Source organism: Nonomuraea sp. B10E15 (assembly GCF_039871615.1).
Lineage (GTDB): Bacteria > Actinomycetota > Actinomycetes > Streptosporangiales > Streptosporangiaceae > Nonomuraea.
Genome location: NZ_JBDPMB010000001.1, coordinates 1,548,035 through 1,569,926, shown reverse-complemented (window position 1 = coordinate 1,569,926; position 21,892 = coordinate 1,548,035). Strand labels below are relative to the sequence as shown.

General features: G+C 71.5%; 17 protein-coding genes and 1 pseudogene. 3 read left to right on the top strand and 15 right to left on the bottom strand.

Annotated features, from left to right (window positions below; all coding sequences use genetic code 11):
• Positions 1-2: 2 nt before the first annotated feature.
• The 9 genes and pseudogenes from ftsW to mraZ form a co-directional block, all read right to left on the bottom strand.
• Complete coding sequence (ftsW, locus tag ABGB14_RS07265; protein WP_347642750.1) at positions 3-1,262, bottom strand: putative lipid II flippase FtsW; 1,260 nt, start codon at positions 1,260-1,262, stop codon at positions 3-5.
• Entirely contained in the window at positions 1,246-2,622 is a 1,377-nt protein-coding gene (murD, locus tag ABGB14_RS07260) for a UDP-N-acetylmuramoyl-L-alanine--D-glutamate ligase (RefSeq protein ID WP_347642749.1), read from the bottom strand. Before murD ends, ftsW begins: the two co-directional genes overlap by 17 nt.
• Positions 2,622-3,677, bottom strand: coding sequence for a phospho-N-acetylmuramoyl-pentapeptide-transferase (mraY, locus tag ABGB14_RS07255; protein WP_347642748.1), 1,056 nt, complete (start codon positions 3,675-3,677; stop codon positions 2,622-2,624). The genes murD and mraY overlap by 1 nt, the downstream gene beginning before the upstream one ends.
• Positions 3,678-4,513: 836 nt before the next feature.
• Positions 4,514-5,743: pseudogene (gene murF, locus ABGB14_RS07250) on the bottom strand (UDP-N-acetylmuramoyl-tripeptide--D-alanyl-D-alanine ligase); the annotation flags it as partial.
• Entirely contained in the window at positions 5,743-7,272 is a 1,530-nt protein-coding gene (locus ABGB14_RS07245) for a UDP-N-acetylmuramoyl-L-alanyl-D-glutamate--2,6-diaminopimelate ligase (RefSeq protein ID WP_347642747.1), read from the bottom strand. The pseudogene murF and the gene ABGB14_RS07245, both read right to left, overlap by 1 nt.
• 40 nt (positions 7,273-7,312) lie before the next feature.
• Complete coding sequence (locus ABGB14_RS07240; protein WP_347642746.1) at positions 7,313-9,667, bottom strand: penicillin-binding transpeptidase domain-containing protein; 2,355 nt, start codon at positions 9,665-9,667, stop codon at positions 7,313-7,315.
• 485 nt (positions 9,668-10,152) lie between these two features.
• On the bottom strand, positions 10,153-10,686 hold the full coding sequence (locus ABGB14_RS07235) for a hypothetical protein (RefSeq protein WP_347642745.1): 534 nt from the start codon (positions 10,684-10,686) through the stop codon (positions 10,153-10,155).
• Positions 10,676-11,641, bottom strand: coding sequence for a 16S rRNA (cytosine(1402)-N(4))-methyltransferase RsmH (gene rsmH, locus ABGB14_RS07230; RefSeq protein WP_347642744.1), 966 nt, complete (start codon positions 11,639-11,641; stop codon positions 10,676-10,678). Before rsmH ends, ABGB14_RS07235 begins: the two co-directional genes overlap by 11 nt.
• 218 nt (positions 11,642-11,859) lie before the next feature.
• Positions 11,860-12,291 carry a division/cell wall cluster transcriptional repressor MraZ gene (mraZ, locus tag ABGB14_RS07225; RefSeq protein WP_132511788.1) on the bottom strand — a complete coding sequence of 144 codons (432 nt, stop codon included), beginning with the start codon at positions 12,289-12,291 and terminating at the stop codon, positions 11,860-11,862.
• A gap of 469 nt (positions 12,292-12,760) precedes the next feature.
• On the opposite strand from mraZ, the gene ABGB14_RS07220 reads away from it, so the two are divergent.
• The 3 genes from ABGB14_RS07220 to ABGB14_RS07210 are packed head-to-tail and all read left to right on the top strand — an operon-like array spanning position 12,761 to position 17,447.
• Positions 12,761-13,738 (top strand): MoxR family ATPase, encoded by a 978-nt coding sequence (locus tag ABGB14_RS07220; RefSeq protein WP_347642743.1) that lies wholly within the window; start codon positions 12,761-12,763, stop codon positions 13,736-13,738.
• Positions 13,735-14,997, top strand: coding sequence for a DUF58 domain-containing protein (locus ABGB14_RS07215; RefSeq protein WP_347642742.1), 1,263 nt, complete (start codon positions 13,735-13,737; stop codon positions 14,995-14,997). Before ABGB14_RS07220 ends, ABGB14_RS07215 begins: the two co-directional genes overlap by 4 nt.
• The gene (locus tag ABGB14_RS07210) at positions 14,994-17,447 is read left to right on the top strand and encodes a DUF3488 and transglutaminase-like domain-containing protein (RefSeq protein ID WP_347642741.1); all 2,454 of its coding nucleotides are present in this window, start codon (positions 14,994-14,996) and stop codon (positions 17,445-17,447) included. Before ABGB14_RS07215 ends, ABGB14_RS07210 begins: the two co-directional genes overlap by 4 nt.
• A 17-nt stretch (positions 17,448-17,464) precedes the next feature.
• Here the strand turns inward: ABGB14_RS07210 and ABGB14_RS07205 are convergent, their stop codons facing one another.
• From ABGB14_RS07205 to efp, 6 genes are all read right to left on the bottom strand, one after another.
• Positions 17,465-17,878, bottom strand: coding sequence for a DUF3040 domain-containing protein (locus ABGB14_RS07205; protein ID WP_347642740.1), 414 nt, complete (start codon positions 17,876-17,878; stop codon positions 17,465-17,467).
• Between the two features lie 229 nt (positions 17,879-18,107).
• On the bottom strand, positions 18,108-19,349 hold the full coding sequence (dinB, locus tag ABGB14_RS07200) for a DNA polymerase IV (protein WP_347642739.1): 1,242 nt from the start codon (positions 19,347-19,349) through the stop codon (positions 18,108-18,110).
• A gap of 127 nt (positions 19,350-19,476) precedes the next feature.
• Positions 19,477-20,196, bottom strand: a complete 720-nt coding sequence (locus ABGB14_RS07195) for a methyltransferase domain-containing protein (protein ID WP_347642738.1) — start codon at positions 20,194-20,196, stop codon at positions 19,477-19,479.
• A 164-nt stretch (positions 20,197-20,360) separates the two neighbouring features.
• A complete protein-coding gene (locus ABGB14_RS07190) occupies positions 20,361-20,705 on the bottom strand; it encodes an MmcQ/YjbR family DNA-binding protein (protein ID WP_347642737.1) in 345 nt (114 codons plus the stop codon).
• Between the two features lie 214 nt (positions 20,706-20,919).
• Complete coding sequence (gene nusB / locus ABGB14_RS07185; RefSeq protein WP_347621564.1) at positions 20,920-21,330, bottom strand: transcription antitermination factor NusB; 411 nt, start codon at positions 21,328-21,330, stop codon at positions 20,920-20,922.
• Between the two features lies 1 nt (position 21,331).
• A complete protein-coding gene (efp, locus tag ABGB14_RS07180) occupies positions 21,332-21,892 on the bottom strand; it encodes an elongation factor P (RefSeq protein ID WP_347642736.1) in 561 nt (186 codons plus the stop codon).

The window sequence follows — 21,892 nt, the reverse complement described above, 5'->3', positions numbered from 1 at the left end:
CCCTAACGTGTCACTCGGCCTTTGGTCGTAGCCCCCAGGCCCAGCCAGCTTAGGGCCCGGGCGGCGGGTCCGGGGCCACGAGCCGCCAGGGCCTCACGCGCGCCGGGCTCGCGCTTGGCGAACGACAGCAGCATGCCGAGCGCGGCGAGCGTGGGCAGCAGCGACGATCCGCCGTACGAGACCAGGGGCAGGGGGATGCCGGTGATCGGCAGCACGCCGAGCACGGCACCCATGTTGACGGTGGCCTGGCCGACGATCCAGGCCACCATGGCGGCGGCGGCCAGCCTGATGAAGGAGTCGTTGACCCGCACGGCCACCCGCAGCCCGGCGTAGCCGAGCAGCCCGAACAGCGCCACCACCATGAGCGTGCCCATCAGCCCCAGCTCCTCGCCCAGGATGGCGAAGATGAAGTCGCTCTCGCCGTGCGGCAGCCAGCTCCACTTCTGCCGGCTGCTGCCCAGGCCGAGCCCGAACCAGCCGCCGGAGCCCATCGCGATCTGCCCCTGGACGGCCTGGTATCCGGCGCCCTGCGCGTCGGCCCACGGGTCGAGGAAGGAGCTGATGCGCGCCATCCGGTAGGGTTCCACCTTGATCATGATGAGGGCGGCCAGCACCGCCAGCGACAGGATGCCCCCGAACAACTTGACCGGCGCCCCCACCACCCACAACAACGCCAGGAAGATCATGAAGAGCACGAGCGTGGTGCCCAGGTCGCTGCCCAGCATGACCATGACGGCCAGGATCGCGGTGCCGGGCATGAGCGGGATCAGCATCTGCCGCCACTCGATCTTCCCCTGCCGCGCCCGCCGGGCCAGCAGGTCGGCCCCCCACAACGCGAGCCCGAGCTTGGCGGGCTCGGACGGCTGGAGGGTGAACGGGCCGATGTAGATCCACCGCTGCGCTCCCAGCTCCGACGAGCCGATGAACAGCACCATGACCAGCGCCAGGATGGACAGCGCCATCAGGGGGTAGCCCGCCCAGCGGAAGAACTTCGTCGGCAGCCGCGAGCAGGCCCACATCACCGGTACGCCCACCGCGGCCGACAACGACTGCTTGATGAACCACGAGAACGGGCTGCCGGTCTTCTGCAGCGCCTCGATGCTGGACGCTGACAACACCATCATCAACCCGAGCGCCAGCAGCAGCGCGCTGCACATGATGATCAGGTAGTAGGTGGTGAGCGGCTTGTCGAGCAGCTCCTTCAGCGAGCCGAGCTGCTCACGGGCCCAGTTGCCGGGCCCCTCCTCAGCGGTCGCGCTCACGTCGCAGCCTCAGCTCGCGCACGGCGCGCGCGAAGGCCTCCCCCCGCGCTGGATACCCGGCGAACATGTCAAGGGAGGCCCCCGCCGGGGAGAGCAGCACGGTGTCCCCTGGCGAGGCCAGCCGCGCGGCTTCGGTGACGACTCTTTCCATCACCCCAGTGTCGCGATCGGCGATGTCCACTACAGGGACATCCGGGGCGTGTCGCGCGATGGCTTCGGCGATCGTGACCCGGTCGGCGCCCAGCAGCACCGCGCCGCGCAGCCGTGGAGCCGCCTGACGCACCAGGTCGTCGACGTCGGCGCCCTTGAGCTGCCCGCCGGCCACCCACACGATCGACGAGTACGACGCCAGCGCCGCCGCGGCCGCGTGCGGGTTGGTCGCCTTGGAGTCGTCGATGTAGTCGACCTCGCCGATCCTGTCCACGTGCGACAGCCGGTGCGGATCGGGCACGAAGTCGCGCAGACCCCGGGCCACGGCCTCGGACGGCACGCCGAGGGAACGCGCCAGCGCGGCGGCGGCCAGCGCGTTGGCGACGTTGTGCGGCGCGAAGGGCCGTACGTCGTCCAGCGTGGCCAGCTCTTCCGCGCCCTCCACCGGGTCGGCGACGAACGCCCGGTCCACCAGCAGATCCTCGACCACGCCGATCTCGCCCCGCTTGGGCACCCGCAGGGTGAACCCCACCGCCCCGGGGTAGGGCGCGGCCAGCCTGGTCGCCTCGGGATCGTCGGCGTTGAAGATCACGGTGCCGGCACGTTCGTAGACACGGCCCTTGGCCGCGGTGTACTCCTCCATGGAGCCGTGCCAGTCGATGTGGTCGGGGGCCACGTTGAGCACGGCGGCGGCGTGCGGGGACAGCGTGCCCGACCAGTGAAGCTGGAAGCTGGACAGCTCGACGGCCAGCACGTCGTACGGCTCGGCGACCGCGCGCACGACGGGGACGCCCACGTTGCCGACCGCCACGGCCTTCTGCCCGGCCGCGAGCAGGATCGAGGTGAGCATGCGCACCGCCGTGGTCTTGCCGTTGGTGCCGGTCAGCGCCAGCCACGGGGCCGGCTGCGCCGGGCGCAGCCGCCAGGCCAGCTCCACCTCCCCCACGACCTCGACCCCGGCGGCGAGCGCGGCGGCGATCAGCGGATGGTGTGGCGCCCAGCCCGTGGTGACGAGCCTGGTGACCCCCTCGGGCAACACCATCTCCCCGAACCGGGTCTCGACGCCGAGCCGGGCCAGCTCGGCCGCCGCGGCGAGCTGCCGCTCCCCCTCGGCCGCCTCCACGACCACGACCCGCTCGCCGCGACCGGCCAGCACCCTGGCCACGGCCGTGCCGGAGACGCCGAGCCCGGCGACACAGGTGAGAGTCATCACCTGGGCATCCATTCGACGTAGAAGAGCCCGAGACCGAGCGCCGCGCAGAGCATCGCGATCAGCCAGAACCGGACCACGATCGTGGTCTCCGCCCAGCCTTTCAGCTCGAAGTGGTGCTGCAGCGGCGCCATCCTGAACACCCGTTTGCCGGTCATCTTGAAGGAACCGACCTGGATGATCACGGACAGCGTGATGATCACGCACAGGCCGGCGAGGATGATCAGCAGCAGCTGGGTACGGGTGGCGATGGCCAGCCCGGCCAGCACGCCGCCCAGGGCCAGGGAGCCGGTGTCACCCATGAAGATCCGCGCGGGCGGCGCGTTCCACCACAGGAAGCCGATGAGCGCCCCGAGCACGGCGGCGGCCACCACGGCCAGGTCGAGCGGATCTCGTACCCAGTAGCAGTTGGGGCCGAGCTGGTCGATGCAGTTGTTGCGCAGCTGCCAGTTGCCGATCAGCACGTACGCGCCGAGGACCACCCCGGTCGCGCCGCTGGCCAGGCCGTCGAGACCGTCGGTGAGGTTCACCGCGTTGGAGAACCCGACGATCATGATGAGCACCCAGATGGTGAAGCCGACGATTCCGATCGACGGGCCGATGTCCCGCAGGAACGACACCCTGGTCTCGGCGGGGGTGATGCCGTAGACGTTCGGGTGGCGGACGACCAGGAACGCGAAGACGGCGCCGACGACGAGCTGGCCGAGGGCCTTCGCGCCGCTGCGCAGGCCCAGGCTGCGCTGCTTGTAGATCTTGATGAAGTCGTCGAGGAACCCGACCGCGCCGAGCCCCGTCATCAGGAACAGCACCAGCATGCCCGACACGGTGGGCGTCGAGAGCATGGCCAGGTGCGACGCGCCGTACGCGAGCAGGGCGGCCAGCACGATCACGGTGCCGCCCATGGTGGGGGTGCCCCGCTTGCTGTGGTGGCCGGACGGGCCTTCCTCGCGGACCTCCTGGCCGTAGCCGCGCCGCGAGAACAGCCGGATCGCCAGCGGGGTGCCCAGCATCGAGAGGATCAGGCCCACCGCACCGGCGACGATGATGTTGGTCACTGGGGGGCACCTCCGAGCACGAGCTCGGCCGTCCGCTCCAGACCCATCGCCCTGGGCCCCTTGATCAGCACCGCGTCACCCTGCCGCAGCCACCCCGCCAGCTCGGCGGCGGCCGCCTCGGCGTCGGGCACGTGCACGATCCGCGTCACGTGCTGCGGGCACGCCGCGTCACCGCCCGTGCTCCCCGCCGGTGCGCCCGGAACCCCGGCGGGTGCGCCAGGGACCCCGGCCGGAGGAGCGCCGGCGGGGGCGCCGGCCAGGGGGGCCACCGGTGGACCGCCTGAGGGGGGACCGGCCGCCGGGACACCCTCGGCGGAGTGCCCGCCCGACGGCGGGACAGGCGCCTGCCCCGCTCCGGACCCGTGCCATCCGTGTGCCGGGACGCCGTGCGCGGGCCCCTGCCGTGCGGGCCGGGCCGCGCCACCGCCCTGCCACTCCTGCGCGGCCTCGCCCTGTCCGGGAGCCTGCCGGCCTGGTGCGGGCTCACCTTGTGCCGGAGACTGCCGGCCCTGTGAGGGCCCGGCGGGCGGGTGAGGCCCCGGGACTTGCGGGCCGGCGGACTGCGGCCCGGCAGGTCCGGCCGCCTGGGGACCGGTGACCGGACCGGCGGCCATCTGCGGGAACGTGATGGGACCGACACTTGGAGGCCTCACGGGCCGCGGGCCTGTGACCGGCCCACCGGCTCCCTGCGGACCGGCGGCCTGGGGGGCCACCGCCTGCGGACCTGGACCTGGACCTGCACCGGGACCTCCGGCGCCCTGCGGGCCAGGAGTCCGCGGGCCAGGAGTCTGAGGGCCGGGGGGCGGGGGCAGGGCGCGGGCTGTCGTGGTGGCCTGGGCGGCCGTGTGGGCGCCCTGGAGCACCGGCTCCGCGTCAGGGCCCGCCACGATCAGCCCGGCCAGCCCGGCGCCGCCGGCCAGCCGGCCGAGCTCGGCGTTGAGCGCCGGCCCGTCGTCGCCGAGCTCCCGCAGCGCCGCGATGACGGCGAACCGCCGCCGCCCGCGCCCCAGCACCTCGAACGCCTCGAACGCCGCCCGCATCGAGTCGGGATTGGCGTTGTACGCGTCGTTGACGACCGTCACCCCGTCGGGCCTGTCGTTGACCTCCATCCGCCACCGGCTGCGCGGCGTCGCCTCGGACAGCTCGGCGGCGATGGTGGCGACGGGCAGCCCGAGCTCGTATCCGGCCGCGGCCGCGGCGAGGGCGTTCTCGACCGCGTGCTCGCCGTACAGCTTGAGCGACACGTGCGCGCTTCCTGACGGAGTGCGCAGCGTGAAGGACGCGCGCCCGCGGGCGTCGAGCACGACGCCCTCCGCCCTGATGGCCGCGGACTCGCCCCGCCCGAAGTACGTGACCCGGGCGTCGGTGCGCGTGGCCATCGCTCGGACCAGCGGGTCGTCGGCGTTGAGCACGGCCACTCCGGTGCGCGGCAGCGCCTCGACGAGTTCGCCCTTGGCCCTGGCGATGGCCTCCTTGCCGCCGAACACGCCCAGGTGCGCCGTGCCGACATTGAGCACCACGCCGATCTGCGGCGGCGCGATGCGGGTCAGGTCTTTGATGTGGCCGATGTTCCTGGCGGCCAGTTCGAGGACCATGAACCGGGTGTCGGCGTCGGCCCGAAGCACGGTGAGCGGGTGGCCGAGCTCGTTGTTGAAGCTGCCGACGGGGGCGATGGCGGGCCCGATGCGGCCGGTGAGCCTGGCCAGCAGGTCTTTGGTGCCGGTCTTGCCCGCCGAGCCGGTCACGCCGATGACGGTGACCTGGGGCAGCGCGCGGACCTGCTCGGCGGCCAGCGCGGCCAGCGCGGCGGCGGCGTCCGGGACGATCACCGCGGGCGCCTCGACGGGCCTGGTGGCCAGGACGGCGACCGCTCCTGCCCTGATCGCCTGCGCGGCGTAGTCGTGACCGTCGACCCGCGCGCCCTTGAAGGCGACGAACAGGGATCCCGGTTCTACGGCCCGCGAGTCGATCACGACGGGCCCGCGCACCACGGCGCGGGGATCGGCCATGCCCGACAGGGCGCCCGAGGTTATCTCGGCGATCCTGGCCAGAGGCAACGGGATCATTAGTGCTTCCTGCTTTCCTTGCGTGCGTCGATCGCTTCGGCGACCACTTCGCGGTCGTCGAAGGGGATCACCTCGCCTGAAACGTACTGGCCCTGCTCGTGGCCCTTGCCGGCCACGACGATCACGTCGCCGCGCCCGGCCCGGGCGATCGCCAGGCCGATGGCGGCCGCGCGGTCGGGCTCAATGATCACATGAGCGCGGTCGTGCTGCGGCACGCGGAGCGCTCCCTCCATCATCGTCGCGAGGATGGTGAGCGGATCCTCCGAGCGAGGATTGTCGTTCGTAAAAATAGCGATATCTGCCAGCTGGGCGGAGATTTCCCCCATGACGGCTCGTTTGCCCTTGTCGCGGTCGCCACCGCAGCCGAGCACGATCGTCAGGGCACCCGCCGTGACCGACCGCAGCGAGCGCAGCACCGACTCCACGGCGCCCGGCTTGTGGGAATAGTCCACGAGCGCCTGGAACGTATCGTCAGCGCCCGTGATGCGCTGCATGCGACCGGGGACTCCGGTCAGGGATCCGACGCCGTGCACGGCCGTCTGCAGCGGCACCCCGGCCTCGACCAGGGTCACGATGGCGCCGAGCGCGTTGGCCACGTTGAACGGACCGGGGAGCGCGATCTGCGCGTCGGCCTCGACCCCGCCCGGACCCACCACCCGGAACGCGCTGCCGTCGGCGCCGAGCCTGGCGTCCAGCACCCGCCACTCGGCCTCCGGATCGCCCTCCGCGGAGAACGTGGTCATCGGCACCTTCGCCAGACCGATCAGCTCACGCCCGTAGCGGTCGTCGATGTTGGTCACCCCGGCACGGCTCAGCTCGGGCTGGAACAGCCGCGCCTTGGTGGCGAAGTAGTCGTCGAAGTCCTTGTGGAAGTCGAGGTGGTCCTGCGAGAGGTTGGTGAACAGGGCCACGTCGTAGAAGATGCCGTCGACCCGGCCGAGCGCGAGCGCGTGGCTGGAGACCTCCATCACGGCCGCGCCGACACCCTCCTCGCGCATCAGGGCGAACAGGCCGTGCAGATCGCAGGCCTCCGGCGTGGTGAGGGTGGGCGCGAAGCGCTCGTCCCCCACGTGGATCTCGACGCCGCCCACCAGGCCGGCCTTGTGCCCGGCCGCCCGCAGGCCGGCCTCCAGCATGAACGTGGTGGTGGACTTGCCGCTGGTGCCGGTGACGCCGAGGATCTGGACGTCGTGGGCCGGCTGGCCGTACACCCAGGAGGAGATCTGCCCCAGCAGGGCGCGCGGGTCGGGCACGATCAACACGGGCAGCCCCGTCGCGACGGCCGCGTCGCGGCCGGCCCGGTCGGTGAGCACCGCGACGGCGCCGCTCGCCATCGCCTGGGCGGCGAAGTCGGCGCCGTGCACGCGGCTGCCGGACAGCGCGACGTAGAGATCTCCCCGCCGGACGGCTCGGGAGTCGTTGGTGACGCCGGTCAGAGCCGCATGGGGCGACCGTGACGTGCCGGAATCGGCGTCGATCATGGTCGCGAGCCCGGTCAGCGGGCGAGGCGGGCTGGTCGTGGGACGCATAGACGACGGGGGACGCACGGCGAGAGCGTACCTTCCCTGGTCACTGTCCCGCGCGCGTCCGCACCGGCGGCGCGGCGGAGCCTGTGGGAGGAATCTTCCTGCTCTTGATGGCGAACGTCATCACATCCTTGAACACGGGGGCCGCCAGCTGCCCGCCGAAATGGCCGTTCTTCGGGTTCTGCAGGACGGAAAGCACCACGAGCCGGGGGTTGTCAGCGGGGCTGAATCCCACGAACGAGGCCGTATAACCGTCATAACGGCCGAGCTCGGCATCATAGCGGTTCGCCGTGCCCGTTTTGCCCGCCACCCGATAGCCGGGGATGGCCGCGAGCTGCCCGGTGCCCTCCTCGCCCACCGCGCCCTCCAGCATGGCCGTGATCTCCTTCGCCGTCGTCTGGCTCACCACCCTGGTCCGCTTACCGGGAGGAGCGGGGACGAACCTGCCCGACGGGTCCGTCGTGCCCGCGACGATCTGCGGGTCGATCTTGACGCCGCCGTTGGCGATGGTCTGGTAGACGCTGGCCGTCTGCAGCGCGGTCACCGACACGCCCTGCCCGTAGGCGACCGTGCAGCTCTGGCTGCCGGACCACTTCTTGTAGTCGGGCAGCAGGCCGGCCTCAGCGCCGGGCACGCCGCCACCCGGCCGCGTGCCGAACCCGAACGCCTTGAGCATCTCGTACAGGCCCTCGCTGCCGACCTTGCGCGCGGCCATGATCGTGGCCACGTTGCTGGACTGCGCCATGGCCTGGCGGAACGTCATCGACTCCGTCTTGTGCGCGTGGGCGTCGCGCAGGACCTGGTCGGCGCACCGGATCCGGTCGGGCACCTCGAACACCGTGTCGGGCCCCACCACCCCCGCCTCCAGCGCCGCGGCGGCTGTGATCACCTTGTTGGTGCTGCCCGGTTCGAAGACGTCGGCGGCGGCCTTGTTGACGTAGCTGCTCGCCGGTTCCTTGCGCCAGTTGTTCAGGTCGAGCTCGGGAGAGTTGGCCATGGCGATGATCTGGGCCGTCCGCACGTCCATCACGATCACGGTGCCGCTGTCGGCACCCGACTCGCGGACCTGCTCGCCGATCGACTTCTGGGCGGCCCACTGGATGTCGCGGTCGATGGTGAGCCGCACGTCACGGCCGTTCACGGGGGCGGTGCGCTGGCTGCTGGTCATGGGGATGCGCAGGCCGTCACGGCCGGTCTCGACGCGCATCTCGCCGTCGCGGCCGGCCAGCAGCGAGTTTCTCGCCTGCTCCATGCCGCCCAGGCCGTCGCCCTCGTCGCCCACGAACCCGATGAGGCTGCCCGCCAGATCGCCTGCCGGGTAGAGCCGGCGGTAGGTGTTCTTCGCCGACAGCGCCGGCACGCGCGCCTGCAGCAGGCGGCTGGCCACGACGGGGTCGACGCCCCTGGCCAGGAGCTGGTAACGGGTGTCGGTCCTGGCCAGCTTGGCGGCGATCTCCTGCTGGTCCTTGCCCAGATGCTTGGCCAGGACGGCGGCCACGTTGGCGCGCGCGGCGGTCGGCACCTTGGTCGGGTCGATCGACACGTCGCGCGCTTCGACGGTCACGGCCAGCTCGTGACCGTTGACGTCAGTGATCGAGCCCCGCTTGGCGGGGATGTCCTCGGTGTGCTGGCGCTGGTCGGCCGCCGCGGCGGCGTACACCTTGGTGTCGAGCCCCTGCATCTGGATCAGCCGCCCGGCGAAGATCGACAACACGAACGTCATGCCGATCAGGCCTATGTTGATGCGCCTGCGCGGGCTGCCCAGCCGCAGCATCAGCGGCGGCCTGGGCGGGCGCGGCGGCGTGGGGGGACGGCGCGGCCCTCTGGGTGGCGGCACGTCTCCGCCGCGGCGCGCCGCCACCCGCTCGCGGCCGCCTCGCGCCTGCTCCGGCCCGGAGCCGCCGGCCTGCGGCCTGGCTCCTCCCGCCTGGGTACGGCGCAGCGGCCCGTCCTCCTGCCGGCTGGCGCGCCGGGGATCGCCGGCGTCCTGCCGGGCGCCGTCACGGCGCGGGCGCTGCGCCGCGCCGGGCGCCTCCTGCCGGCTGCCCCGGCCGCGCGAGCGCTCGTCGCGCCCTCTGAGCCGGTCGGCGGCGTCGCGGCCCTGCGCGGGACGCCCTCGGGACCGCTCCTCGTCACGGCCCTGCGCGGGACGCCCTCGGGAACGCTCTCCCTCGTCGCGGCCCGGCGTGGAACGCCCTCGGGAACGCTCCTCGTCACGGCCCGGCGTGGCCCGGCCGCGGGGGCGTTCCCCCTCGTCCCGGCCTGGGAGGGGACGACGCCTGGGCCCTTCGTCGCGGCTCTGCGCGGCCCGGCCGCGGAGCCGATCGTGCTCCTCACGCCCCTGAGGCGCCCGCTCTCGCGGAGCGTCGCCGCCGCGTTGACCGCGGTCGCGGGCCACGCTGCCCCTCGAGCCGTCGCCGTCGCGTGACGCGCGGCTCCTCGGCTGGTCGCTCTCGTCCCGAGGCCGCCGGCGCGCGGCGTCGCCCGCGCGGCCCCGGCCGGAGTCACGGCCGGAGTCACGACCCGAGTCACGACCCGAGCCGCGTCCGGAGTCACGACCCGAGTCACGACCCGAGCCGCGTCCGGAGTCACGGTCGGAGCCGCCGGGGCGGCGCTCGCGCGAGGAGCCGGGCTCCTGCGGCGGGCGCTCCCTGGCCGCGTCGTCACGCCCGAACGGCAGGTCGAGCGGGTCGGGCTTGCGTGGCCGGCGAGGCGGTTCGTCCGATGGAGCCGGGCGGCCCGTGCCCTCTGAACGGGGGGAGCCGCCCTGCCGTCCTCCCCGTCCTGGGCCTCCCGGCGTACGACGAGCGGCGCCTGGCCCTCCTTGAGAGCCGGCGCCGCCAGCGCCGCGGCCGGGTCCCTGCCCCCTGCCGCTGGAGTCCCTCACCGTTCCCTGTCCACCCGGCTGGCTCGGTCGCCCGCGCTGGTCCAGGCGTTGACGTCATCCCAGTCGGGCTGGTGGCCCTGCTTCTCGGCCATCTCGGCGATGACGTTGGGCTGCGTCTTGCGCTGGTATTCCTGGTCGATCTTCTCGTTCTCCTGGCGGGCCACGGCGATCTCCTCGCGCAGGTTGGCGTCGGTGATCGCGTCCTTGGCCAGCATGGTGTTGAGCAGCAGCAGGCTCACCAGGCCGCCGCAGAGCAGCCCGACCACGAGCAGCACGAACGGCGCGCGCTGCCGGCGCGCGGGCCGTCGTCGTGGCACGGGGCGGCCGGTGTCGGCGCGGGCGCCGTCGGGGAGCCGCTTGGCCTCCGGACGCGCGCGGCCGGTGACCGTCCTCGCGCCCTGGGCGTGGGGACGTGCGTCAGGACGGGGCCGCGGCTTGGACTGGTGCTGCGCTCCGGACCGGCGCGTGCCCGTCTTGGGCACGGCGCGGCGGACGGGCGCACCCCGGCCGAACTCCTGCTCAGTCGTCAACACGGATCCTCTCTGCCGCCCGTAGCCGGGCCGAGGCCGCCCGCGGGTTGCGGGCGAGCTCTTCTTCGCTTGGGAGCTCTGCTCCCCTCGTCAGCAGGCGGAACCTCGGCTGGTGCGCCGGCAGCGGGACCGGCAGCCCTGGCGGGCTGGTGTCCTTGGTTCGCGCCGCGAGGGCCTGCTTGGTGAGCCGGTCCTCGAGTGAGTGGTAGGAGAGCACGACGACTCGCCCACCGAGCGCCAGCGCGTCGAGGGCCGCGGGGAGCGCCGCCTCCAGGGCGGACAGCTCGGCGTTCACCTCGATACGCAGCGCCTGGAAAGTCCTCTTGGCGGGGTTTCCCCCGGTACGCCGGGTCGCGGCGGGGATCGCCGCTCGGATGATCTCCGCCAGCCGCTTGGTCGAGGTTATTGCCTCTTTGGCCCGTTCTCTGATGATCAGGCCCGCGACACGCGGGGCGAATCGTTCTTCGCCGTAGTCACGCAGGATGCGGATCAGCTCGTCCGCGGCGTAGGTGTTGACCACGTGCTCCGCCGTCAGCTCCTGCTCGGTGTCCATCCGCATGTCGAGCGGCGCGTCGTAGGCGTAGGCGAACCCGCGCTCGGCCTCGTCGAGCTGCGGCGAGGAGACCCCCAGGTCGAACAGCGCCCCGTGGACCGTCGTGCGCCCCGCGCGGGCGAGCACCTCGGCCAGATCGGCGGAGGACGCGTGGACCAGGGTCGTCCTGCCGGCATAAGGGCTCAGCCTGCGGGTCGAGTGTTCGATCGCGAAAGGGTCGCGGTCGATCCCGATCAGATGAAGGGAGGGAAAACGGGCGAGCAGGGCCTCCGAGTGCCCACCGAGGCCGAGGTTGGCGTCGACGACCACCGGCGCGGGACCGGACAGCGCGGGACCGAGCAGTTCCAGAACGCGCTCGAGCATCACCGGAACGTGACCGTCCGTGCCGACGTCGTTATGCATCTCCAACCCCCCTCTCGCGTCCTGCTCGCGGATGACGCGTATCGATCGTCTCGCCGGTCTTCCTGGGTCCCCACCCGGCGCCGCCCGGCCAGGTCCCCATCCGCACCCTCTTCGTGGACGCCTGTCATCTGACACCGGGGAAGGTGCATCAGCTGGCAGACAGTGGTTGCGGGTGGAGACCTCGCCGAACGACATCACCGACGGATCGACCGTGGTCACTACAAGATCCCTGGCAGCACCTCCTCCGACAGATCGGCGAACGCCTGCTCCTGCGCGCTGAGATAGGTTTCCCAGGCCTGCGCGTCCCAGATCTCCAACCGGGTGTTGGCCCCGATGACAACGCAGTCACGCTCCAGCCCCGCGTACTGGCGGAGGCTCTGCGGGATCGTGATGCGCCCTTGTTTGTCTGGTTTCTCGTCGGACGCGCTGGCGAAGAAGACGCGGCTGTAGTCACGCACCGCCTTGGCGGTGACCGGGGCGGTGCTGAGAGCCTCGGTTATGCGCTGGAACTCCTCCACGGGAAAGACGTAGAGGCATCGCTCCTGGCCTTTGGTGATCACAAGACCCTCCGCCAGCTCCTCACGGTACTTAGCCGGCAGGAACAGCCGTCCCTTGTCGTCCAGACGCGGTTGATGGGTGCCGAGGAACATCGGCCCCACCTCCCGTGCCTCGTGAAGCGCTCAGCGCTGGCGCACCGGGCCCTCCACTGCGCACCACCATACTCCACTTCTCCCCACCGTCAACTGATTCGAACCGTCTTCATCATCAGTTTCCCTTGCGTTACCGCAGGTCAGAGCGGTGGAGCGGGGTGGAGGGGGGCGAGCGGCCGGTCAACCCTCATGGGCGTGTCGAGGGTTGAAAAGACCGCGGAATTAGGCGGTGTGCGCTTCACGAAGGCAGCAGTGGGGGAATGTGGTGCGGATCATGGTCCGCCCTGTCACTGGATTCGCACCCCTATGCCACAAGAACAGGAACATCGCTGAGGTTCGCTGGAATATCCACAAATGTCGCTCGCGAACCCGCAGCGTCGTAGGGTCGTACACACAATGGAAAAGGAATGGCATGGCTCCCGCAATGGCACCAACGGGACAGCCGTCGCACTTCTCTCATGGAGGCCTGGTGGCAGTTACCCATGACGTCCCTCCCCAGCTCGACGAGCTGGTCTCCACCGCCCACCGGATTCGGCAGGCCATCGAATCGGTGATCGAGGGCAAGAGCGACGCCGTCCGCCTCACGCTGACCGTCCTGCTCGCCGAGGGGCACCTCCTCATCGAAGACGTGCCCGGGGTCGGCAAGACCATGCTGGCCAAGGCTCTCGCCCGGTCGATCGACTGCCCCGTGCGGCGCGTGCAGTTCACCCCCGACCTGTTGCCCAGCGACATCACCGGAGTGAGCGCGTACAACCAGCAGACCAGAGAGTTCGAGTTCAAGCCCGGGCCGGTGTTCGCCAACATCGTCGTGGGCGACGAGATCAACCGTGCCTCCCCCAAGACGCAGTCCGCGTTGCTGGAATGCATGGAGGAGCAGCAGGTGACGGTGGACGGGGTGACGTACCAGCTGGATTCGCCGTTCATGGTGATGGCGACCCAGAACCCCATTGAGATGGAGGGCACCTATCCCCTGCCCGAGGCACAGCGTGACCGCTTCTCCGTGCGGATCGCGATGGGCTACCCGGAGCCGACCGCCGAGTTGGAGATGCTCGACGTGCACGGGAGCGCCTCGCCGCTCGACAAGCTCGAGCCGGTGGCGACGACCGCCGAGGTGCGGGCGCTCATCGAGGCCGTTCGCGGGGTCTACGTCTCGCAGGCGGTCAAGAAGTACGCCATCGACCTGGTCGTGGCCACCCGCCACTCCCCCGACCTGCGGCTGGGCGCCTCACCCCGGTCCACGCTGCAGCTCGTACGGGCCGCGCGGGCGCACGCGGCACTGGCGGGCCGCGACTACGTCATCCCCGACGACGTGCAGGACCTGGCCATCCCCGTGCTCGCGCACCGGCTGCTGCCCAGCATCGAGGCGCAGGGACAGCGCCGGCTGCCCGAACAGGTGGTGGCCGATCTGCTCAGGCGCGTACCGGTGCCCGAGTCGCGAGCGTCGTGAGAGCCGGACTGCAGGCGCTGACCTCCAGAGGCAGATCGTTCCTCGCCTCGGGGATCGCGGCGCTGCTGATGGCCGTGCTCCTGGGCGAGAACGACCTGTTCAGGATCGGGGTGCTGGTGACCGCGCTGCCGCTGCTGGCCGCGCTCGTGGCGGCGCGCACGCGCTACCGCCTGAGCTGCGCCAGGCGGCTGGATCCGTCCAGGGCTGAGGTGGGCGGCGAGGCCACCGTCACCCTGCGGCTGGAGAACGTCACCAGGCTGCCCACCGGCCTGCTGCTCATCGAGGACACCGTTCCCTACGCCCTCGGCGTGCGGCCCCGGTTCGTGCTGGACCGGGTGGAGTCGCGGGGCGTACGCGAGATCGACTACCGGGTGCGCTCCGACCTGCGCGGCCGCTACACGATCGGCCCGCTGTCGATCCGCATCACCGATCCGTTCGGCCTGGTCGAGCTGACGCGCTCGTTCACCATCAGCGACACGCTCGTGGTGACGCCGCACGTCGCGGCGCTGCCGCACGTGCGGCTGTCGGGCGAATGGACGGGCGGCGGCGACAGCCGCACCAGGAGCGTGGCGGCGGCCGGCGACGACGACGTGGCGCCGCGCGAGTACCGGCAGGGCGACGACCTGCGGCGGGTGCACTGGCGCTCGACCGCCCGCCGCGGCGAGCTGATGGTGCGCCGCGAGGAGCAGCAGTGGCAGAGCCGCGGCGCGCTCCTGCTCGACACCCGCAGGCACGCCCACCGCGGCGAGGGCCCGCGCTCGTCGTTCGAGGTGGCGGTCTCGGCCGCGGCCTCGATCGGCGTGCACCTCGCCCGCGAGGGGCTCGGCCTGCGGCTGGTGACCGACCAGGGCGCCGAGCACCTGACCGACACGGGCCTGAGCTGGTCGCTGCTCGACACCCTCGCCGTGGTACGGCACAGCCCCGCCCGCTCGCTCGAGATGGGCGTCTCCGCCCTGCGCCAGGGCGGCGGCGACGGGCTGATCGTGGCCGTGCTCGGCTCGATGGACGCGGAGGAGGCGAGGGAACTGGCCAGGCTGAGGCACAGCGGCATCACCGGAGTGGCGGTCCTGCTCGACGTGGCGACCTGGGACGGCGGCGACAGGAAGGCCGCCGAGGACCTGGAGGCGGTGCAGACCGTCCTGGCCGGGTACGGCTGGCGCATCGTACGGCTGCCCGCGGGCACCACGATCGCGTCCGTCTGGCAGGACGCCGGCAGCCATGGCAGGTACGCGGTCGGCCCGGCCGGAGGTGCGGCATGAGACTCACCGGCGCCTCCGGCGTGGCCGTGTTCACCGCGGCCATCCTGCTCTACCCGCTCTTCCAGGGCGGCGCCTGGTTCTGGGCGTCGCTCGGCGCCGTGCTCGCGGTGGTGGTCGCGGGCCTGCTCACCAGCCGCCTGTCGTTGCCCGCGTGGGCGGCTCCGCTGGTCGCGCTGGCCGCGACGTGGATCTATCTGACCGTGACCTTCGCCTCGTCCGAGGCGTGGGCCCTGGTGGTGCCGACGAAGGGGTCGGTCACGGAGCTGGCCCGGCTGCTGGACGTCGGCTGGACCGACATCCAGCGGTTCGCCGCCCCCGTGCCCGTGACCGACGGCATCACGCTCCTGACCGCGGGCGGCGTGGCCCTCATCGCGATCACCGTGGACCTGCTGGCCGCGCGGCTGCGGCGGGCGGCGCTGGCCGGGCTGCCGCTGCTGGCGCTGGCCACGGTGCCGGCCACGATCCTGGCAGAGCCGATCAGCTGGCCGGCGTTCATCGTCGCCGCGCTCGGGTTCATCGGCCTGCTGATCGCTGACGGGCGCGAGCGGGTGGGGCACTGGGGCCGGGCCGTACTGGTGCGGCGGACCACCCGCGCCGCGCAGTCTCATGACGGAGCCCGCTCCCCTGCCGACACCAGTGGCCTGCGCCTGTCCGGCAAACGCATCGGGTTCGCCGCGATCGCGCTGGCCGTGCTGGTGCCGGCCGCGCTGCCGGCGATGGAGCCCGTGTCGTTCTTCACCTTCGGCGTGGGCGGCAACGGGTCGGGGCGCGGCAACTCGATCAGCATCCCCAACCCGATCGCGAACCTGAAAGGCCAGCTGGAGCTGCCCGAGCGGCGGGTGGTCCTCACCTACAGCAACAACGACGACCAGGCCAGATATCTGCGGATCTACTCGCTCGACAGGTTCGACGGCCAGCAGTTCGGCATGACCGAGCCGAAGGGCGCGCCGCAGAACAGGACGGACAACGGCCCGCTGCCCGACCCGCCCGGCCTCAGCCGGCGGCCGAAGATCAACAACGTGATCACGAACGTCCGGATCAGCGACGAGATCGCCCGGCTGTCGTTCCTGCCGCTGCCGTACCCGGCCCGGCAGATCCGGGTGGACGGGGACTGGCGGGCCGACGTCGACACGCTCATGGTCTTCTCCACCCGTGACGAGGCCGCCGGCCTGGAGTACGAGGTGGCGACGAGCGAGCCGGAGCCCACGCCGGACCTGCTCGACTCGCTCGACGGGGAGCAGCCGAGGGTCGACGACCGGTATCTGGCGCTGCCGGACAACCTGCCGTCCGAGATCGCCGCGCTGGCCGAGCGGGTCACCCGTGGCGCCTCGACCACCTACGAGGCGGCCGTGCAGCTGCAGCGCTTCTTCACCACGGACGGCGGTTTCACCTACAACCTGCGCACGCAGGGGCACGGCAACTCTGCGCTGCGGGACTTCCTGCTGCGGGACCGGGCGGGCTACTGCGAGCAGTTCGCCGCGTCCATGGCGGTGATGGCCAGGCTGGTGGGCATCCCGTCGCGGGTGGCGATCGGCTACACGGGCGGCATGAAGATCGGCGACCGGTGGACGGTCGGGACGAACGACTCCCACTCCTGGCCGGAGCTGTACTTCGAGGGCGTGGGCTGGCTGCCGTTCGAGCCGACTCCTTCGGGGTCGGTCGGCCAGGGCAGCGCGCGCGTGCCGTCGTACTCGGTGCCCCGGCCGAGCACCACCACGGGCGAGGAGTCGACGCCGTCGACGGGAGAAAGCAGTTCGCCGGCCGACGAGCCGCAGGACCCGCAGGCCCGGCGCAACGAGCGGCAGCTGGACCGCGAGGCCCAGGCCGCGACCGGCGGGCTGCCCCCGGACGACTCGATGCCGCTGATCGGCCAGGTCGGCATCGGCGTGGGCGCGCTGCTCCTGCTCCTGCTGATCCCCGCCGGGGTGCGGCTGGTCGCGCGGAACAGGCGGGTACGCACGTTGAAGGGGATGGCGCCGCAGCCGTCCACGACGCCGGCGACGGCGCCGGGGAGGAGGCCGGGGAGGACACGGCGCGGGCAGGACATCGTCCCCTGGGTGGCGGCCGTCTGGGCGGAGCTCGACGACGTGCTGTACGACTATGGGATGGCCCGCGAGGACAGCGAGACCCCGCGGGCGCTGGCCCGGCGGCTGATCCAGCAGTACGAGTTCGATGCGGACTCCGCGGCGGCCATCTCGTCCATCGCCTCCGCGATCGAGCGCGTGTTGTACGCCAGGGACCCGGGCCCGATCGCGCCCATGAGCAAGGACCTGCGCCAGGTGCGGCAGGCCCTGGCGGCCACGGTGTCACGCGGCCGGCGGATCAGGGCGGTGCTGCTGCCTCCGTCGACGCTGCGCCGGCTGCGGGGCATGGGCGAGGGCCTGCTCGACGGGTTCGACCTGCTGGAGAACATCAGGCTGCGCCGGACGGCGGCGCACAAGGGATCATGACCGCATGCTGGGGTGGGTCAGCGCTCGTCGTGGCGACGGCGCCAGCGCTCCTCCATACGCTCCATGAAGGTGCCACGGTTGCCTCTGCGGGGCTGCTTGCCCCGAGGAGCGGCCGTGCCGCCGGGGGCGGCCGGGGGCGAGTCACCGAACCCATTCATACGTTTCCAGCTGGACAAGCCCCACAAACACGCGGCGAGCATGACCACGAAACCGCCGACGCCGAGCGGGATCAGGGCACTGCCACTGACGACCACGCCGACCATCATGACGACGACGCCGAGGGCAAAGCCGATGGAGGCTTTGATCAGGCGACGCTTGTAATGGCTGCGCGGGTCACTGATCCTTACGGTGTTGGCCCACTTCGGGTCCTCGGCGTAGAGGGCCTGCTCGATCTGGTCGAGCAAGCGCTGCTCGTGCTCAGAGAGCGGCACGGCGCCTCCCAAGGACGGCCCCAGGACGGGGAAGACGGCAACGGACGACACGGGGTGTCCGAACCTCGCGGTCGGTCATCCCCAGGATACGAGGCTGTAGACGCAGGCGAAAGCAAACGTCCAACGCAGACCAAACCGGAGGTGACGTCATGGCTCCATTGTGACCCATCTCGTCCCCCTTCCCCCAAAACTGGGGCACTGATGTCCCCCTTAATCTGGACATCGAACGTCATGTCTCTATTTCATCAAGCTTGCCACGTACTAGCGATGCTGGGAGCACCGCGTCGGGACCGAATCTCCGGATCGCCTTGTCCATGGCCTGTTCGGCCTCGCGCCAGCCGGTCTCCCGCTCGCCCAGGCTGAGCTGGCGCACGGCTTCGCCGGCCGGTCGCAAACTTTCCATCCGCACTCCCACCAGGCGCAACCTCACACGTTCGAGGCCGGCGGCGGCGAACAGCTCGCACGCGGTGGCATAGATGACCTGCGCCACGTCTGTGGGCTCGCGAAGCGTCCGCGAGCGGCTGATCGTCGTGAAATCGGCGCGGCGGAGCTTCACACTTACCGTTCTTCCCACGTGGCCGCCCTTACGCATCCGGGCGGCCACCCGCTCCGACAGGCGCAGCAGCTCGCGCTTGATCACCTCGGGATCGTCCACGTCGGCCGCGAACGTCTCCTCGTTGCCGATGCTCTTGTCGGGCACGTGGGCGGTCACCGGCCGCTCGTCACGCCCCCAGGCCAGCGCCGCGAGATGCCCGCCCGCGGCCTGCCCCAGCTCCCGCCGCAGGGTGCCGGGCGGCACCCTGGCGAGGTCTCCGACCGTGCGGATGCCGAGCCGGACCAGCGCCTGCTCGGTGCGCTCCCCCACCCCCCACAAGGCCGACACCGGCAGCGGATGCAGGAAACCGACCACCTCGTCGGCGGGCACCACCAGCAGCCCGTCGGGCTTGCACTGCTTGGAGGCGAGCTTTGCCACGAATTTACTCGCGGCGACGCCGACGGAGCAGGTGATGCCGTAGCGGTCGAGGACCTGCTCCCTGATCATGGCGGCGATGGCCGCGGGCGGGCCGAGCCTGCGCCTGGCTCCCCCCACGTCGAGGAACGCCTCGTCGGAGGCGATCGGCTCGACCTGCGGGGTGATCGCGTGGAAGATCTCCATGACGCCCTTGGAGACCTCGGCGTATTTGCCATGGCTGGGCGGGATGACCGTGGCCTGCGGGCAGAGCCGGCGCGCTCTGCTCATCGGCATCGCCGAGTGCACGCCGTGCGCCCTGGCCTCGTAGGTGGCGCTGAGCACGACGCCGCGCCCGGCGGGCGAGCCCACGATCACGGGCCGGCCCACCAGCTCGGGACGGTCGAGCAGCTCGACGCTGGCATAGAAGGCGTCCATGTCGACATGGAGGATCGGGCAGCCGCTGTCATCGACCCCGGTCCGCGGAGCGGGGCCGATGCCGGTGATCTGCTTGCGAGACACGCCGCCGATTCTATCCGAACAGGAGTTCTACACCGAGAGGAGCCGCCATCGATCTTTTCCTTCCTGGCACCGAGGTGCCGGGGCGATGAGGCGCGATCTCCGCCGCGCTCGTGCCGGTCATCGGGGCTCAGGTCCTGTGACCGAGCGCGTGCAACTGGGTGGCGATGTCTCTCAGCACCGGGTGGGTCGACGCCGCCTGCTCGAGCGCCACGAGCGTGTCCGCGGCGCCTGGCTCACCGTCGACGAGCCTGCTCGGCACCAGATCGGCGAAGACGCGCACGCCGTGGACGGCTCCGATGGAGAAACCGGTGGCGCCCAGCAACTCGACGAGCGTGGCGGCGGCGAAACGCCGGGGCGTGGGATCGCGCTCGCCCCAGCTCCCCTCCGGGTCGTCGAGCACGGACCTGGCCTCGTCGAACTGGCCGGCGAGCGCCCGGTGGATGGCGCTGGCGACCGGGTTGGCGGCCAGCACGCTCACGGCCCCGCCCCTGCGCAACACGCCGGCGACGGCGGTCAGCGCGCTGATCGGGTCTTCGACGTATTCCAGCACGCTGTGGCAGAGCACCAGGTCGGCGCTGTCGCGGCTGAGCAGCTCGCCCAGGTCGGCGACGTCACCCTGCAACGCGCGGACGCCCACGCCCTGCTCCTTGGCCCTGCGCTCGAGTGCGGCCAGGGAGTCGGGGCTCGGGTCGACGACGGTGACGCCGTGGCCGAGCGCCGCCAGGGGCACGGCGAACCCGCCGGTGCCGCCGCCCGCGTCGACGATGTCGAGCCTCTCGCGCCCGGTGGACGCGGCCCGCTCCGCCAGGACGGAACGCAACGCGTCCCAGACGACGGCGGTCCGCACCGCCGGGGTCCTCGTGACGCCTTCAGCACGCAACGTCGGTTCGCCTCCCTTTCCCTCGCGACCGGCGCCCTCGCGAACGCGCACTTCGCGAACGGCTTCTCCGCGGATGGGCCCAGCCTACGCCGTGCGCGCGATCGCCCGCTCCCCGCCGGGCGGCCCGGCGGTCAGGCTCGGGCGTCGAACTCGGCGGCCAGCCGTTTCGGCGCCCGCAGCCGCCAGGCCTCGGTCAGCAGCTCGCCCATCTCCTCGGCGTCCACCGCTCCGAACCGCGCGAGCACGATCGCGTGCCCGTCGTAATGCGGCGTGGTGAAGAACTTGGCGGGCTCGGCCGCGATCAGCCCGGCCTTCTCCTCCTCGGCCGGCACCGGGAGGACGAGCACGTCGCCCTCTTCCCTGATCCGGGCGAACCACTTGCCGCGCACGTAGAAGGCGGGGGTGCCGTACATGCTCTTCTCGGTCGTCCCGGGCAGCGTCAGCGCCAGCCTGCGCACGTCCTCTTCCGTCACCATGAGAGCCTCCTGAGTCGCCTTCGGGCGACGGGGAATCGTGAGCGGGGGGACCAGTCAAGGGGGCCCGAGCGTGCAGGCGGCAGAGTGAAGGGCGCGTCGCGGCTGGTGACGCGCCCTTGCTCCGGATGCCGGACGGGCCCGCACGCGCCGTGCGGGATCGCCGTGGTTGGAACGTACCCCGAACTCGCGGCCATGACGGCGGGCAACAGGGTGTCTAAAGGGTGAGGCTTGGCTTGAGTTGCTTGAAGCGGGCCAGCAGCCCGTTGACGAACTGGGGCGACTCGTCGGTCGAGAGCTCCCCCGCCAGGTGCACCCACTCGCTGATGACCACGCCCTCGGGCACGTCGGGCATCCACAGCAGTTCGTACGTGCCGCCGCGCAGCAGGTTGCGGTCGACCGCCGGCATGCGGTCGAGGGTCCATCCCTCGGCGTAGGTGGTGATCAGCTCGTCGATGCGCTCGTTGTGTCGGGCGACGCCCTCGACGAGGGCAGAGGTGTATTCGTTGACCGGAGGCTCCTGCCGCTCCACCCGCTCGGCGAGGATCTTCAGCGCATCCTCGCCGCGCAGCTCGGCCTCGAAAAGGATGTCGAGTGCCCGCCTGCGTGCTTTGCCGCGTGCCGACACCTCAGGCCCGGCCGAGGTATTCGCCGCTGCGGGTGTCGACCTTGACCTTCTCCCCGGTGGTGATGAACAGCGGGACCTTGATCTCCGCGCCGGTCTCCAGCGTGGCGGGCTTGGTGCCGCCGGTGGAGCGGTCGCCCTGCAGGCCCGGCTCGGTGGTGGAGATGGTCAGCTCGACGGCCGCGGGCAGATCGACATAGAGCGCGGAACCCTCGTTGAAGGCCACCGTGGCCAGGGTGTTCTCCAGCATGTAGTTGGCGGCGGTGCCGACCGTGACGCTGGGCACGTTGACCATGTCGTAGGTCTCGGTGTCCATGAACACGAACTCGTCGCCGTCCTTGTACGAATATTGCATCTCGCGCTTGTCGACGTTGGCCACCTCGACCTTGACGCCGGCGTTGAAGGTCTTGTCGACGACCTTTCCCGAGAGGACGTTCTTGAGTTTGGTGCGCACGAACGCGCCGCCCTTGCCCGGCTTGACGTGCTGGAATTCCACAACGGCCCAGAGCTCCCCGCCGTCGAGCTTCAGCACCATGCCGTTCTTCAGGTCGTTGGTCGTCGCCAC